Origin of the sequence: Rodentibacter trehalosifermentans (genome assembly GCF_002000545.1) — a bacterium.
Lineage (GTDB): Bacteria > Pseudomonadota > Gammaproteobacteria > Enterobacterales > Pasteurellaceae > Rodentibacter > Rodentibacter trehalosifermentans.
The window spans coordinates 97,794-112,619 of sequence record NZ_MLHL01000006.1; the positions used below are offsets into that span (position 1 = coordinate 97,794).

18 protein-coding genes are annotated in these 14,826 nt (G+C 34.4%); 9 read left to right on the top strand and 9 right to left on the bottom strand.

Features of this window, described 5'->3' with window-relative positions; all coding sequences use genetic code 11:
* On the bottom strand, positions 1–432 hold the full coding sequence (locus BKK52_RS01295) for a TIGR03757 family integrating conjugative element protein (protein ID WP_244160204.1): 432 nt from the start codon (positions 430–432) through the stop codon (positions 1–3).
* Positions 433–809: 377 nt separating this feature from the next.
* On the opposite strand from BKK52_RS01295, the gene BKK52_RS01300 reads away from it, so the two are divergent.
* From BKK52_RS01300 to BKK52_RS01325, 6 genes are all read left to right on the top strand, one after another.
* A complete protein-coding gene (locus BKK52_RS01300; protein ID WP_077477620.1) occupies positions 810–1,148 on the top strand; it encodes a hypothetical protein in 339 nt (112 codons plus the stop codon).
* Positions 1,149–1,232: 84 nt separating this feature from the next.
* Positions 1,233–1,478, top strand: a complete 246-nt coding sequence (locus BKK52_RS01305) for a hypothetical protein (RefSeq protein WP_077474510.1) — start codon at positions 1,233–1,235, stop codon at positions 1,476–1,478.
* A gap of 401 nt (positions 1,479–1,879) precedes the next feature.
* A complete protein-coding gene (locus tag BKK52_RS01310; RefSeq protein ID WP_077477622.1) occupies positions 1,880–2,818 on the top strand; it encodes an ArdC family protein in 939 nt (312 codons plus the stop codon).
* A gap of 147 nt (positions 2,819–2,965) precedes the next feature.
* Positions 2,966–3,400 (top strand): DUF29 domain-containing protein, encoded by a 435-nt coding sequence (locus BKK52_RS01315; protein ID WP_077474507.1) that lies wholly within the window; start codon positions 2,966–2,968, stop codon positions 3,398–3,400.
* A gap of 104 nt (positions 3,401–3,504) precedes the next feature.
* Positions 3,505–4,263, top strand: coding sequence for an N-6 DNA methylase (locus BKK52_RS01320; protein ID WP_077477624.1), 759 nt, complete (start codon positions 3,505–3,507; stop codon positions 4,261–4,263).
* 116 nt (positions 4,264–4,379) lie between these two features.
* On the top strand, positions 4,380–5,318 hold the full coding sequence (locus BKK52_RS01325) for a helix-turn-helix domain-containing protein (RefSeq protein WP_077474505.1): 939 nt from the start codon (positions 4,380–4,382) through the stop codon (positions 5,316–5,318).
* On the opposite strand, the gene BKK52_RS01330 is transcribed toward BKK52_RS01325, so the two are convergent.
* From BKK52_RS01330 to rdgC, 3 genes are all read right to left on the bottom strand, one after another.
* Positions 5,315–5,788 carry an nSTAND3 domain-containing NTPase gene (locus BKK52_RS01330; protein WP_077477626.1) on the bottom strand — a complete coding sequence of 158 codons (474 nt, stop codon included), beginning with the start codon at positions 5,786–5,788 and terminating at the stop codon, positions 5,315–5,317. The genes BKK52_RS01325 and BKK52_RS01330 overlap by 4 nt on opposite strands.
* A 101-nt stretch (positions 5,789–5,889) precedes the next feature.
* Positions 5,890–6,111, bottom strand: coding sequence for a hypothetical protein (locus BKK52_RS01335; protein ID WP_077477628.1), 222 nt, complete (start codon positions 6,109–6,111; stop codon positions 5,890–5,892).
* A complete protein-coding gene (gene rdgC, locus BKK52_RS01340; protein WP_077477630.1) occupies positions 6,111–7,022 on the bottom strand; it encodes a recombination-associated protein RdgC in 912 nt (303 codons plus the stop codon). Before rdgC ends, BKK52_RS01335 begins: the two co-directional genes overlap by 1 nt.
* A 155-nt stretch (positions 7,023–7,177) precedes the next feature.
* Between rdgC and BKK52_RS01345 the strand changes: the two genes are divergently transcribed.
* Positions 7,178–7,486 carry a hypothetical protein gene (locus tag BKK52_RS01345; protein WP_077477632.1) on the top strand — a complete coding sequence of 103 codons (309 nt, stop codon included), beginning with the start codon at positions 7,178–7,180 and terminating at the stop codon, positions 7,484–7,486.
* Positions 7,487–7,679: 193 nt separating this feature from the next.
* On the opposite strand, the gene BKK52_RS01350 is transcribed toward BKK52_RS01345, so the two are convergent.
* Genes BKK52_RS01350 through BKK52_RS13735 form a run of 3 tightly spaced genes read right to left on the bottom strand, consistent with a single transcriptional unit; the run spans position 7,680 to position 9,273 of the window.
* Complete coding sequence (locus BKK52_RS01350; RefSeq protein WP_158076033.1) at positions 7,680–8,135, bottom strand: PIN domain-containing protein; 456 nt, start codon at positions 8,133–8,135, stop codon at positions 7,680–7,682.
* An 8-nt stretch (positions 8,136–8,143) separates the two neighbouring features.
* Complete coding sequence (locus tag BKK52_RS01355) at positions 8,144–8,866, bottom strand: AAA family ATPase (protein WP_425272076.1); 723 nt, start codon at positions 8,864–8,866, stop codon at positions 8,144–8,146.
* Positions 8,867–8,871: 5 nt separating this feature from the next.
* A complete protein-coding gene (locus BKK52_RS13735; RefSeq protein ID WP_208606134.1) occupies positions 8,872–9,273 on the bottom strand; it encodes a DUF2813 domain-containing protein in 402 nt (133 codons plus the stop codon).
* 199 nt (positions 9,274–9,472) lie between these two features.
* Between BKK52_RS13735 and mobH the strand changes: the two genes are divergently transcribed.
* Positions 9,473–11,449 carry a MobH family relaxase gene (mobH, locus tag BKK52_RS01360; RefSeq protein WP_077477636.1) on the top strand — a complete coding sequence of 659 codons (1,977 nt, stop codon included), beginning with the start codon at positions 9,473–9,475 and terminating at the stop codon, positions 11,447–11,449.
* 31 nt (positions 11,450–11,480) lie between these two features.
* On the top strand, positions 11,481–12,356 hold the full coding sequence (locus tag BKK52_RS01365) for a tyrosine-type recombinase/integrase (protein ID WP_238327066.1): 876 nt from the start codon (positions 11,481–11,483) through the stop codon (positions 12,354–12,356).
* Between the two features lie 661 nt (positions 12,357–13,017).
* Here BKK52_RS01365 and BKK52_RS01370 read toward each other — a convergent pair.
* Complete coding sequence (locus tag BKK52_RS01370) at positions 13,018–14,556, bottom strand: NAD(P)-binding domain-containing protein (RefSeq protein ID WP_077474812.1); 1,539 nt, start codon at positions 14,554–14,556, stop codon at positions 13,018–13,020.
* Positions 14,553–14,822, bottom strand: coding sequence for a SemiSWEET family sugar transporter (locus BKK52_RS01375; protein ID WP_077474811.1), 270 nt, complete (start codon positions 14,820–14,822; stop codon positions 14,553–14,555). Before BKK52_RS01375 ends, BKK52_RS01370 begins: the two co-directional genes overlap by 4 nt.
* Positions 14,823–14,826: the final 4 nt, after the last annotated feature.

Consider the following 14,826-nt stretch of genomic DNA (forward strand, 5'->3'; position numbering starts at 1 on the left):
TTATCTATTTTCATGTTGTTGGTAAAATTGAAGTGCTTTGGCGATATCTGTTTCGCCATAAATAACCGCACTTTGTCCGGTCTCAGGATGGGTAAATAAGATGGCTGGGACTTTAGTGATACCGTTTTTCCAACCCTCTGTCACACCGATATAAGCCTCAGCCAGGGCTTGTTCTGTTTGTTTCCATGCTGAAGATTGCATTTTTTGCCGAATTTGAGTTTCAGCAATTTGAGGATTTGTACTCAAATGATGACTGAGCTGTTCTTCGAGCAGTTCGACTTGATCGAGATGGTAAACATGTGTGGCTAATTGACGATTCTTGATTGGGTAATAACTTGTGGTATAAGCATTTACCTCAATATGAGCAGGTAAAGAAGCCGATGTACTCATCGTAAAAGATAAAGTCAGCAGAAAAAGAATATTTTTTCGCATAGGATTAAGCGATTGAATGTGGTTTTAGGTAGGGTAAAGTTAAGAATTTTAATCAAAAAAAGAAACGGGAAACTCTATTCAAAATAAGGAGAATTAAATTCTCCTTGAGAAAAATTTAATTAAAAATTGAAGCAAAAAATAAAATACTGATAATCAGCATTAACTTTCGCTATCGTTGGTAGCAAAGAAGGCAACCGGAATCTAAAAGGTTGTGTATTCACTGCGGTGAATAGGATTCAAAAATGATCCTCAGCATTCTGAAAAGGACTCTGCCGTTGGCAGGAATGCATTTTATACTCATTTTAACCGTCCATTAGGGAGCGCGATTCCTAATAGGACGCGTCTTCTCTTTGGACTTCTTTGACCAGGAGTTCATTATGAACAATTCACCATCTATTGAAACCTTTAATCCATTTTCCGAACCAAAACCTAAATCAAATTTTTTAGGGCGGTTACTGGGTAAGGTTGTTGTTTCTGCACGTCATAAAATTTCAGGCGTATCTCAAAGTATTCATCAAAGTATTGAGGATGATGTTGAAAGACGTCTTCATGAACAAGGTGAACACTTTGAAGCAATGTATCATTCACGTGAAATTGAGCATGAGCAGGAATGTTTACGTCTTAAACGGAGCAGAATCAAATTTGCAATCATGATGTTATTGATAGGGGTTGCTATCGGTATGTCGATGATGGGATATTGGTTCTTCATTCGTTAATTCATTAACCTTTCGGTTTTTCCTTAGAGGAAATAGATTTCCTCAAGGAAATGTATTTCCTCATATCCTTTAGGGGAAATACAAATGAAAATTTCACTCCATCATTCTTGCCTGGATTTGTTTAAAAGTGCAAAGATGCAACCTCATCGTAATTCATCATTTATAAATGAATTTTCTGAACAGGCTCGTCTTGCTTGGGAATCAAGAGATGAAGGTAGTGACGTTGCACGTTTTGCTTTCTCGATTCCAAATGAGTATGGGCAGCAATTTCACTTTTTTACAGTCTCGCTATATCGTCAAGGTAGCAATATTTTAACGGTAAGAGGGTAAAGCTGATAAGTAGGCATTAAATCATACTTGATTTAATTTTTGTACTTTTTACTAAAGCCTTTGATCCCGCTATATGGAGGGATAGAGGCTTTTTTCATACTAGCAGTAGGAGAATACAATGACGACTCGAAATGAACAACTCGAAACGTTGCTTAAAGCAAGTATTGAACTCAAATAGGCTTTTTTAAATAAGGTCAATTATGGTGCAAGTTTTTTGGATACGGAGAGTATTTCTGTGCTCAATAATTTTTATATAGCATTAAATGACCTTCAAGAAAAAGAATCGGATTAACCTTTATTCATAACGAATTTTGACCGCACTTTTTAAGTTCGGGCGAATTTTTACCCTGATGGGAACAGTTCCCATCGGGAGGCTGTTCCCTTTATTTTGGAGAACAGCCATGAAAAAACAAACTCAACCTAAAGATTTATACCAACAAATCACTGATCAAATTGTGGAAGGCCTAGAACAAGGTACGATGCCTTGGCAGAAACCTTGGGATAGCGGTTGGCCACAAATGGCTATTCCATGTAACGGTGAAAGTGGACGTCAATATTCCGGTATTAATGTCTTACTGCTATGGATGAGTGCAATCCGGAAAGGTTTTACCCAACGCAAGTGGGTAACCTTCCAGGGGGCAAACCATCTAGGTGGGCAAGTCCGAACCGGTGAGAAAAGTACCGTCATCATCTTCTACAAACAAAATCTGTTTGAAGAAAAAGATGATTCCGGCAATGTTATCTTCGATGAAAACGGTGAACCGAAAATGAAATCTTCAGTGTTCATTCGCGGTCATCATGTGTTCAATATTGAGCAGTGTGATGGGCTAGAAGAATACTATGAAGATTTTCCGGCACCGGAAACTTCATCAGAGATGAGCCCACGCCCGGATTTAGACGTGTTACCTGCTAAAATGGGGATTCCGCTATATAACAAAGCACAAGACAGGGCTTGTTATATGCCAAAACGGGATTGCATTGTGATGCCGGATTTTGAAAAGTTTCACTCTGCCGATGATTACTATGCCACATTACTACATGAATGTGGCCACGCAACCGGGCATAAAGACCGGTTGAATCGAGAGGGGATTGTCAATTTTGATAAATTTGGTTCTGAACGTTACGCCTTTGAAGAATTAATTGCTGAACTGACCAGCGCATTTACTTGTGCGCATATGAATGTTTGCAATAACATTTCGCAAAATGCGGCGTATATCGATCATTGGATTCAAGCATTGAAATCTGATAAAAAAGCGATTTTTCGTGCCTCATCACAGGCACGGGAAGCAACGCAATATTTGATTGATAAATTCAATCAAGAAACGCGTCTTGCTGCTTAATCCTTTTTACTTTCTGAAAGTGCGGGCAAATTTGACCGCACTTTTGCATGATCATTAACAATTCTGTAGGGATAATTTGACTTGAATGACCGAATATTCATAGAATATTCAATGTCGAGTGAATACCGGTATCACAGGAGGTAAACTATGTCGATTGCTTATGCATCAGATTTATATGGTTGGGCAAATGAACAGGCTCGCTATTTAAGCCTTGGTGCCTTTGACCAAGTAGATATAAAACATTTAACAGAGGAATTGGAAACGATGGGGAATTCCGAATTGTCTGAGTTGGAAAGTCGATTAGAATTGCTGATTATGCACCTACTAAAGTGGCAATATCAGCCTAACCGTCAAGGACGTAGCTGGTTACTGACTATCAAGGAGCAACGAACTCGGATTGAAAGACGTCTGAAACGTTCCCCTTCCCTGAAATCCAAACTCAATGGTGAAGGATTCTTACAGGATATTTGGGAATTAGCCGTTTTGTCAGCGGCAAGAGAAACCGGGCTTGATGAAAATAACTTTCCTGAAATACCAAGTTGGACATTGGATGATATATTAAATCCTCAATTCCTACCATAACCACTAAAATGCGGTCAAATTTGACCGCACTTTTCATCCCATAGGGACAAGTTCCTTATGGGGGATTTGCTCCCTATTCAATAATTGATAAGGAGCAATCCACGATGGATTTTGAACAAAAATTTACCGCACTTTTTAAATCAATTGCACCTCATTACCGGCGTTCTGAAGTGTTCTATGACTTTATAACGATTTTGGGACTTGAGTTTTATCTTGTTTTGTATGGTGAGTCAGCGGATGAAACGCTGAAACAGCGTTATCAGACGGCGGTAGGTCACTACACAGATGAGGAAAAGCAAAAGTTAGTTGAGCTGAGTGTGATTGTTGTAGAAGCCCTTGAAAACAAGACCTATGATTTTTTAGGTTCAGTGTTTATGGGCTTAGAGCTCGGCGATAGATATAAAGCACAGCATTTCACCCCCGGTTACGTTGCGCAGGCAATGGCCACAATGACACTATCCAATTGTCATGAGTTAATTCAACGACGTGGATTTATCCGATTGCAAGAGCCGACCTGTGGCTCCGGTGTGATGATTATTGAAGCATATAATTATTTACGCCAGGAAGCATTTAATCCTCAACAACAGATGTGGGTACAAGCTCGAGATTTGGATTTTACCGCTGCGATGATGTGTTATATTCAGATGACTCTTTTACACATACCGGGCGAAGTGATAATTGGGGATACCCTAAAAAATGAGGTTCATCATCATTTATACACAACCGCTCATCTATGGGGGAACTGGGACAATAAATTAGCATGCGCAGATTTAGATACTGAACCAGAAATTCAACAAATTGAATCTGAACCAGTAGAAGAATTACCTGAAATTGATTGGGAAAGTGAACCGATGTTTTATTAATAAAATACGCTTGCCACTAGGTAAGCGTATTTTTATAGGCATCAGTAATAGATTTAAATTGAAACAAAATGAATCTAAATGTATCATTGGTTGTCGTTTAAAAATTGGAGTCTAATATGTTTGTAAAATCAATCAATGTAAGAGGACTAGAGCCGAGTATTATTGAGGAATTTCAGGCCCTTGCTCAAAAAAATGATCGATCTATGGAAGGTGAAGCAAGAGTTGCGATTCGTCATTGGTGCAACGAAAACACACCAGAAAGAACGTCGATAAATGAGGAAAATAAGTATGGTATAGCATTGTTGCAACGCCTTAATTCAGCATTAGCTATGGTCAACCGGATTCCACATCGAGCACTTAGTTATTCCCTCATTGCAGAAAAATTGGGACACTCTACACCTTCACTTGTACAAAAGTGGTTTGATGGCAGGGTTATTCCTACATTTGATGAGCTTGCACACCTAGCCTCTTTGTTTGGTTGTAATGTGCGATGGCTTCAACATGGTATTGGTTCGCCTTATTCTGTTCATTTTTACCATATACGAAGACAATCTCCTCTTTCTTTTGCCAAAGAATTCTTGAATACGACATTGGATGGTAATCCAGTTTTCCGATTACACATAATCCTAAATGAAAGTAGTGGTTATGTATATATCATCCAAGAATTTGAAAATAGCAATATTTGCTATACCTATTTTTCATCTGATTTTTACCTAAAAGGTGACTATGGCTCAGATGGGTTAAATAATACAGCTCGATTTGTTTTAATGCTGCTTGCATTTGATAGACTTGATTCAAAAGTAAATATCAAGGGATACACAATTAAGGATACATTAGCGACTCCATTTTTTAGAGATTGTGAAAAACATCCTCTTCTATTTATGCTTGAAGCTAGAGAATCCCCATGGAATGAAGATATTATTGATGTTAATTATCCTATGAGCTATTGGGAAGGATATAAACCTTTACAACAGAAATTACATAATTGTATCAATAAGGATACCTTACTTTCCAAGTTTAAATCAGAAATAAAATCTCCACTTATAGATTGTTAAAAAATATTCTCAGCAAGAATGTCTTCCCTAGTTAATCTCAAGTGAACCGGGGAGGTTCTCATTTTTGCTCTAATTCTTTGAATCTCCATAAATTTTGGCCAAGTTTTATACTGTTCTAGATATCCGAGAGCAATAGTAGTAAAAACAACTTTATTTTGTATCTTCATTAAATCGGATAAAACAGATTCGAGTTCTTCATCACCAATTGACTCAATGCACAAAATATCATTATTTGATAGATTCTCTAAACATTTTTTAAAGTCTGATATACTCTCAATTATTCTATAATTATCACATTGCTTTTTTAGCATTCTAATTAATGTGGATTTCCCAACAGCAATTTCTCCTGAAATAATGATGAGGTTACGATTGGTGAAAATTTCTATTTTATTTTTTGTATAGTTTTCAAGTCTTTCATCAAATTTTAATTTTGGGTCAAATCTTTCATTGAATAATGATATATCGAGCATGCTATATCCTTCTTAAATATGTTATTTATGGATTAATGAATGTTGAGGTTAGATAAATTAACATTTTTGATGGCGAATTCATTTTTCAGTAGGATAGCCATCTACCTTGGTGAGGTTTTATCTATTATCTCTTTTAATTTATTTTCTAATTCTTTTCTCTGGTTATTCTTCTGTAAGGTCATAGTAAAAACAATAATCTGTATTATTAAAGTAGATAATGCTATATAGGTATATACATTAATTCCTTCTTTTATGAAGTTTAGTATTAATGCTATAAAAAGCATTGTTATTGTCATTAAAGTAAAAATTGTTGTATTTTTCATTATTGTTCTCTCTTTTTTTCACCGCCAAATTCATTCAATAAATATTGAGTTAATTTGGCAAGAATTCCTGTCATTAGTACAAAATCTGCATCAAAACGTTGAGCAAAATCCTCTTTCAAAATGTCATCATTTTTTTCTAACACAACATCGGCAAATCTTAAGCGTTTAAGCGTGCAATCTTCATGAATGACAAAATTCAAGTGGTCTTCCCAATCTAAAGAGAGTTTTGTGACGGTTTTTCCCTTCTGGAAATGAGAGAGCATTTCCTCATTTTCAAGCGGTTGCTTTTTACAACGAATTACACTGTCTTCTTGACTGCCACGCAATTCTGCTTCATCCAACATAGTCAACCAATCAGGTAAGCTATTTTGTGTAATCCAATTTGTTAAAACAGTGCTTGGTTCATTAGTAAAAGCAAGCGGCACAACAGGTAGTGAACCTAACGATTTACGCAGCAACGCCAAGGAATCTTCCGCACTTTTATTTGATGTGGCATCTACATAAATAAGGTTATTTTCCGTATCAATCCATAATGCAGTATGTTGGTTTCTACTGAATGCACGAGGCAATAAATTCATCACTACATCATCTTTTAAGGCTTGCTTTTCAGTTTTTTTCAGTTTGCGGTTTTCTTTTTGCTCCAGGCTTTTAATACGTTTCTCCAATTCTTGGTTTACTACATTTGCCGGTAGCATTTTTTCTTCCTTGTTTGCCGTCAATAAAATCTGCTTTCCTACGGAAAAATACAGTAAATTTGAATCTCGCAACGGTGAAACCCAACCAAATTTACTCATATCTAGCGCACCGCAAGGAACATAAGCACAATCGTTCAGTTGATTTTGTAATTGTGTTAAATCCCAATTAAGAGATTTTGTTAAACGATAAATAATTGCATTTTTAAACCAAAACATAATCAGCTCCCATATTTTGCTATTATCAGAATCATAGCGGTTTGTATAAAAATAGCAGTGATAAATTATCTCGAAGTTGTAGAGAGTTTTTTATTTAATTGGATGGGTCGATGAGTAACATTGAATTGAAGCAAATTTCTTAAATTGTAGAGATAATGAAGCTGCATATATTCTTTTTAAGCATTCTATTGATACCGGTTAGTCTCGTTGCAAATATTCGTGATCCGCATGAAGGGGGGATTTGTCACGTTGAGGCAGAATATTTTTACCCTGGTATTTGGGAAAAATATGGGGAAAATGAACTCATTTGTAACTATTGGCAGTTTCTGAGTGAAATAGATAAAGAAATGCTTGAATCTGAGTTAAATGAGGATACTAATGAAGTTGGGTATGATGAAACTGAAGTTGATAATAGCGATTATGATTCTGTAGATGAAATGGATGGGAAAGATACGGAAGATTAACTGTTCGATCTTCCAATTCAGAGTTTTTCAAGACATTTCACAAAACTATTTGCTCAGACTGCCAAATTTAGGTTTGTAAAAGGAAAAAGCCAAGGGAGGCCCTATCGGGCCAAGGGGAAATTTTCAAGGGTAAATCCGTTTCCAGGGGAAACGGGCTTACCCGAAAAGGCAAAAGGGCTAAAGAGCCTTTTTCCTATACCTCACTAGACATCATCTCGTCATATAGTGATAAAATGTTAGGTATATCTCCATCATTTGATGATATATCTAACTTAAAACATTTCGCCGTAGCAACATACATGGTATCAAAATTATATTTATCTAAACGTTTTTCTGTTCCATCAGATTTTGGTTGATAGCGTTTAGAATGTTTTTCTTTCTCATGTCTAAAAATATTGGTCGCTATATCTGTAATCGCCTTATCAATGTTAATAATTTCCAGTCCGGATAAAAATTTTTCTGCTTTCTCATATTCCGCCTTACTTTCTTTGGAATAATCATAAAATCGTAAAACTTCATGTCGAATTAATGGCGTAGTAAAGAAAATAACATCACCAAATTTATATTGTTGTTTAAACCATTCAATATCGTTAGGATTACCTTTTAGAATATTAATGATTTTATTGGTATCTAATAAGATTTTCTTCATATCCATACCTAATTAGTTATTCCTAGAGTATCAAATAAATTATTTTGTTGTTTTTCAGAACGTTCGGATTGAATGTTATCTAGTTTAATTTTATTCAAATTGACGTTAAATGCAGTAGAGAGTAAATCAACAAATGCCTCATTACTTGGGTTGGAAATTTCTTTATTTTTAACAATGCCATTTTCATTAACTAATTGATATGCTTTACCGTTGTATAACTGAGATAATACTAATGACGAATGCGTAGCAACAATAAAGACGGTATTAGGGAAGATTTTATTAAGTATAGGCAATATCCTTGTTTGCCAACTAATATGTAAATGACTTTCAATTTCATCAATTAACACAACGCCTATTTCATTTTCAATATCCGTTGAATTTGTGAAAAATGAATAACCTGATACTATGGATTGTACGATTCTAATTAAGGAGGTAAACCCGGTGCTGAGTTCTTTTAAATTTCTTTTTTGACCATCTATCGTAAATTCAACAGAGTTTCCACCCGGTATGGAAAAAGATCTTTTATCGTTACTAATGCGTTCATCAATTTTATTTAAAATATTAAGAACGGATAGTAGCTCAATCTCTCTATTATCAATTCCAGTTTGGTATTCATTAGTAGACATGGCTCGTTGAATAAACCATTCTGTAATAGAAGTATTATTAGGATTATTCATGTTTTTATATATATTTTCAAAATACTCTCTTTTTCTTTCTTGATATTTTCCCAAGGGTTTTATACTTTCAATGTTTTTATCATTAATATATCCTCTTTCTTGTGCTGGAATATAGATAATAGGAAAGGATACAATCTTCTTGATTTTGTCAAATTCATTATAGGAATTTTTTTATGAGGCTCATCTTTCCAAAAGGAAAGATTATCAATTTTTGCTTTTTCAAATACTAGTTTTGGTTTTATTTCATGAAAAAGAACACTATCTTTAAGAAAGTATTGGTCATTTGAAAATAATAAGGATTGATATAAGCATTCTAATGCTTTTGTTTTACCAACCCCATTATTACCAATAAAAACATTTATTTTACTATTTGGGTCAAGATTAATAGATAATCGTTCAATTCCTTTTACTCCCCAAAACTCATAGGTTGAAGGAATTTTATTTACTTTTAGGTTGCTCATATTAACCTCTGTCTTTATCTATAAGCTAGATTTTGGTTTATTAAAGGTAATTTTCCCAATAGGGATACACTATATTATTGCTTGTAAAGCCTTTAGATTAGTATAAAAAAATCAAAATGAAATTGCATTAACTTTCTGCTTTACCTCATTATTGCGTTCTTGTTGTAATAGGCAAAATATTAACAGGCTATCATCAAAAATGCTCAAAAAGCTCATCACCGCATTGCGTATAACGCCCCCTCAAAAAACACAGACTGAGAAAAATACATCTATTTCTAAAGGGTGGAACAAGCCATTATCTGCTTCAGAACTACTTAATACACCTCTAAGAGAACGGTATTTAACTGATATTTGGCAGAATGTATCCATGACTCCCAAAATGTTTGATACGCTTTATCGTAAGCCAATAGAGCGGTATGCCGAAATTGTTCAATTACTTCCTGCATCAGAAAGTCATCATCATGCCCATAATGGGGGGATGCTTGATCATGGATTGGAAGTATTGTCTATTGCTGCAAAATTAAGACAAAATTATGTTCTACCGCCAAACTCTCCTCCCGAAGAACAAGCTAAACAAAGAGATGTATGGACTGCTGTTGTCATTTATGCAGCATTATTACATGACCTAGGGAAAACAGCGGTCGATGTCGAAGTTATTTTAGAAGATCAAAGACGTTGGTTTCCTTGGCAAGGGAAAATAGATAGCCCATATCGTTTCCGTTATATTAAATCCCGAGATTATTCACTTCATCCTGTCATAGGGGGGGTATTTGCACAGCAATTTATTCCTCAAGAAGCATTGGATTGGTTAGCTGAATTTCCGGTAGCTTTTTCCACATTAATGTACTTTATTAGTGGACATTCAGATAAAGCCGGTGTTTTAGCAGATATTATTCAAAAAGCAGATCAAATTAGCGTGACAATGGCACTTGGTGGAGATATTCAAAAAATTGGAGAAAAAGCACCGGTTTCTTTTGCGAAACAGTTACATATCGCATTGAAAGAAGTTATCAGCAATATGAAACTTAATGCGCCTAAAGGTGGCGGGGAAGGATGGCTAACCAATGAAGGGCTATGGGTGTTAAGCAAAAGTACAACGGATAAAGTCAGAGCTTATTTAATGCAACAAGGTATCTCTGTTCCGGCTCAAAATAGCCGTGTATTTGATGAATTACAGGCACATAAATTAATTGAAGCAACGCCTGAAAATACAGCGATATGGTATGGAAAAATTGCCTCTAACAGTGGATGGCAGCCATCTGCTCCATTTACATTACTCAAGATATCTCCCAATGTTATATGGGAAGGCATTGATAGTCGCCCACCTTTATTTGATGGACTTGTCACAGTAACGGATAAAGAAGGTAACAATAAAATACAAGATGTTTCATTAGGAATTAATGAGACAACTGAAATATTGAGTAAAAATCATGATGAAACCAGTAATGAGTTTTTGTTGAGTGATATTAATATCACACCAGATATTACATTAAATACTGGCACAAATGATAACAATATAAAACCTGAATCAGAATCTGATCCATTTGGCTCTTACTTAGACTTATTTCCCACACTGGGTGAAAATAGTTCATCAGTGACGTTATCTTCCCATGAATCCGATAATATAAGTATTGAAACAGTAGAAGAACAATTATCTGAAACAGAGCAGGGTATAACATTGTTGAAAGAGGAAATAAGTAGCGTAGGGAGTGAGCAAAAGCCAAAAAGTCAAAAAAGTCCTATTTCAGAAGTAAAAATTAAGAACAAGGTAATAGACAGTGGCGACTTATTAACAACTGAAAAATTTATCAAATGGGTAAAAGAGGGTATTATAGCTAAGTCCATTCACATTAATAAACCTGATGCAAAATTGCATTTTGTGGAAAACCACTTGTTTATGGTTACACCGGCTATATTTCAGTTATATACACGAGAGAAGTTGGGGAGTGATAAGCAAGAGGATTGGGAATTCCTACAAAAAGAATTTCAAGATTTAGGTATCCATAAACGCTTCTATGCTGATGGAGACTCTTGGAACATCTGGTCTTGTGATGTGGTTGGGCAGAAAAAAACATCTTTATTGAGTGGATATCTTATTGAAGATGTAAAACTCTTTGTCGGAAATAAACCGGTATTCAATAATCACTGGTTAAAACTAAAAGGAAATATTCAATGACAGTTTCAAATTTTGATGAATTATTAACTCAATTTTTTTATTTCGTGAATTAAGGCCCGATACAGAGAAAGCCTATCAAAAAGTCGTCAATCAGCTATTAAAGTTTTATCCTGATAAATCACCTCAAGCTCTAACAAAAGCTGATATAGTCCATTGGAGAGCTGAGGTTTTGTTTAGAATTAAGCCGGTTACATGGAATAATTATTGTCGACATTTGAAAAGCCTTTATAACTTTGCAATTGAGCAAAATTTTATAAAAAATAAGGATAACCCATTTAGAAAAATGATGGTAAGAGAAGGTAATACTTCTCGAAAAGTCTTGGATGAAACTATCTTTAGGAAGATAGATTTACTTTTCAAAAGTGAAGAAAATCTACCTTCTCGCTTAAGACCTAAGTGGTTTATTCTATGTTTGATTAATGTATTAAAATACACAGGAATTCGACGTGCTCAGCTTGTAAAGTTGAGAATCAAGGATATCAATTTATCAAGAAAAATGATTTGTATCCCATCACACATAAACAAAAATCACAAATATCACGAAATTCCTATTCCGCAGATACTTTTTAATGACTTTCAGAAGATTGCTGAGGAGTTAAGAAGAATAGGGGATGATGAAGATGCTCAATTTTTTAATGTAAATCGGTTTTCAACGACCAATTATCGCCAAGGTGAAATGATGAGTAATCATCAGCTATCTCATATTTTTTATGTATTATCTAAAGAGATTCGTTGTAAAGTATCCCCTCATCGTTTTAGACATACTTTGGCAACAAAACTGATAAAAAATAAAACGAGTATTTACGATGTAAAACGAATATTAGGGCATTCAGATTTGAAAGTGACGATGAGTTATATTGAAGAAGACCCAGAAGATCTTCGTTCTGCATTAGATTCGGTGTATTAGAATAAAGGCTTTGCAAGCAGTATAAAAAGTGTAGGATTGGATCCGTCAGTAGTGTTTTTTACTTCTGACGGATCTTCTTCATTAATTTGTAGTATCAAACTTCCTAAAACTGCTGACATCATCGTTCAAAAACCATTTTGCAGTAGATACTATGAAAATCCTATCGACTTTAGTTTCATAATTGCTCGATGCTACTATTGTTATAGCTAGACAATGTTTGGCATATAAAACTATGCGCATGTCAGTATTCACATGCCCTTTGAGGGGATGTGAAGTATGAGACATTTCTTATAGGGTAGCCTAAAAATCGCATGTTTCATGTGCGGATTGTTATTTCTGATCGAGGGTGCTATTGCTAAACCTTGTGAGAGTTAATTTTAAACTATAAAAAGATTGTATTCTTATACTAGGAAAGAGAGGTTCAAAAGAGGAAACGATGGTTGGATTGGTATTTTTATCACTGTAATATTTGATTGAAAATTCATTTTTAAAACAATACCGAGTCATTTCGACTCGGTATGATATACGGTTATACTTCACTAGCATTTACCTTTCTATATGGTGAAACTAGGAAGTTATATACAAAAGATCAACAACCTATAATATAAAAACGCTTTATTATGCGTAATAGGCTATATTCGTAACTGGTAAATTTTGTTACTTATTCCAAAATATATTTTTGGTCGTAAAGTAATTTGGGATCAATCACATATTCCGTTGTTACGTGTAAAGCTGATTCATATTCTTTTATATTAATATCACCTTTCTTAAGTAAGAAATCTAGGATATCCTTATTAAAACCTCCAAGTATTCTTATTTTTACATGTTCAAAGTTAAAAAAATTATCCATTATACCTTTATCAATATTTGTAGGTGGTTGTAATAAATATTCTGGCCGCATGACACTTGTTATGATATTCCAATAGGCTTTAAAATCAGTTTTAGGATCTGGAATAACGTTTGATTCTAATCCAATCCTGATGGTTTCAAGCCAGCTATCGTAGAAGCGTTTCACATGGAGTGAGGACATATTTTCTTTACACCATTCATTCATTGTTTCTGATGGCGGTAGTTTTGTTTTTCCAGAAAATACATTAATAATCCACCGACTAATTACATCGAAATATGGGAATGCAGCTCCAAAACCATTTGTATCAACTGGAGGATTTAGTATCGCTAAAGATGGATCCTTAAACCAGAAAAAATGCTCAAATAGTTCATCTCTATTAAATCCTTCAATAAACGAATAATTTGGCATTTCATATCCCATGCAGGATATAATTGTATCATATTTCATATAAGAAAAATCTGAAAATTCTATACTTCCATTTTCTAAAACTTTGTTAATAACAGGTTTAATACCTATATTCTTTGATGCTATATGAGGAATGATTTTTTCGTTAACATGTACTGCATTATTATTAGCATTGATAGGAAGTACTCCTGACTGACGATATATCTGCATATAATCAGGTAATAATTTATCCAAATAATTAAGAAAATCATTAAATGAGAGGTTATTTAATAAATATCGTCCAAGATAAGAATGCATTAAATCATTAGGACCATTAGGATATTCTCTAGGCAAAAATAAACCAAGTTTTTTTATGGATAAAGTTACTGAATTTGCGTAGGGAACTAAATCGGATGCTATATCTGCCCCACTGACACCACCTCCAATAACTAGAACATTTTGATCTTTGAAATCTATTGGAGATTGATAATCAAGGGAAGTAAGTAAATTACCTGAAAAATTTTCTATTCCCGGAACTGAAAACTTTCTTGGATTCCAAAGTTCTCCTATTGTTACTATAACTTTATCAAAAATTTCAGTTGTGATATGTGTTCCACATTGAAGTGTTAATAACCAGCCCTCTGGAGTTTTTTTCAAATTATTTATACTTGTGTTTAACCTAATTGCTATGTTTTTATTTTTACCTAAAGGTATATTTGATAAATAGCTATGAACATCTTTAACACTTAAAAAATTATTTTTACTTTCACTAGGGATCTCAGAAAAGTAAAAAGTATACTTAGAATTTTGCATTTTTGTGTGATAGTAGGCTCCTCCACTATCAGGATTCCATATCCCTCCTACATTTGCTAGTTTCTCAAATAAAACTACCTCAATATTATTTTGTGCAGCATTATAAGCTGAAATTATACCTGCGGGACCCGCACCAATAATAGCCAATTTCATTTTTTACCTCTCTTGTAATTTATCAAAGTAATTAATAACACAGGGGCAGCTAGAAAGAATGTTATGACATTTGCTATAAGTACTGCAATATCTGACCTTAAAAATCCATAAACAACCCAAGATATAACACCAGTTAAGAACATTATATACATAGTTATTGAAATACCCTCGGTATTACGAGTTTTCAAGGTTTTTATACTTTGTGGAGCAAATGCGAATGTTGTAAAAAAAGCAGCAAGTAGCCCAACTAATAGTGTCGTATCCATAGAT

Coding starts and splice junctions, on each gene's coding strand:
- BKK52_RS01295 (WP_244160204.1), bottom strand. CDS start 432: ATGCGAAAAAATATTCTTTTTCTGCTGACTTTATCTTTTACGATGAGT.
- BKK52_RS01300 (WP_077477620.1), top strand. CDS start 810: ATGAACAATTCACCATCTATTGAAACCTTTAATCCATTTTCCGAACCA.
- BKK52_RS01305 (WP_077474510.1), top strand. CDS start 1,233: ATGAAAATTTCACTCCATCATTCTTGCCTGGATTTGTTTAAAAGTGCA.
- BKK52_RS01310 (WP_077477622.1), top strand. CDS start 1,880: ATGAAAAAACAAACTCAACCTAAAGATTTATACCAACAAATCACTGAT.
- BKK52_RS01315 (WP_077474507.1), top strand. CDS start 2,966: ATGTCGATTGCTTATGCATCAGATTTATATGGTTGGGCAAATGAACAG.
- BKK52_RS01320 (WP_077477624.1), top strand. CDS start 3,505: ATGGATTTTGAACAAAAATTTACCGCACTTTTTAAATCAATTGCACCT.
- BKK52_RS01325 (WP_077474505.1), top strand. CDS start 4,380: ATGTTTGTAAAATCAATCAATGTAAGAGGACTAGAGCCGAGTATTATT.
- BKK52_RS01330 (WP_077477626.1), bottom strand. CDS start 5,788: ATGCTCGATATATCATTATTCAATGAAAGATTTGACCCAAAATTAAAA.
- BKK52_RS01335 (WP_077477628.1), bottom strand. CDS start 6,111: ATGAAAAATACAACAATTTTTACTTTAATGACAATAACAATGCTTTTT.
- rdgC (WP_077477630.1), bottom strand. CDS start 7,022: ATGTTTTGGTTTAAAAATGCAATTATTTATCGTTTAACAAAATCTCTT.
- BKK52_RS01345 (WP_077477632.1), top strand. CDS start 7,178: ATGAAGCTGCATATATTCTTTTTAAGCATTCTATTGATACCGGTTAGT.
- BKK52_RS01350 (WP_158076033.1), bottom strand. CDS start 8,135: ATGAAGAAAATCTTATTAGATACCAATAAAATCATTAATATTCTAAAA.
- BKK52_RS13735 (WP_208606134.1), bottom strand. CDS start 9,273: ATGAGCAACCTAAAAGTAAATAAAATTCCTTCAACCTATGAGTTTTGG.
- mobH (WP_077477636.1), top strand. CDS start 9,473: ATGCTCAAAAAGCTCATCACCGCATTGCGTATAACGCCCCCTCAAAAA.
- BKK52_RS01370 (WP_077474812.1), bottom strand. CDS start 14,556: ATGAAATTGGCTATTATTGGTGCGGGTCCCGCAGGTATAATTTCAGCT.
- BKK52_RS01375 (WP_077474811.1), bottom strand. CDS start 14,822: ATGGATACGACACTATTAGTTGGGCTACTTGCTGCTTTTTTTACAACA.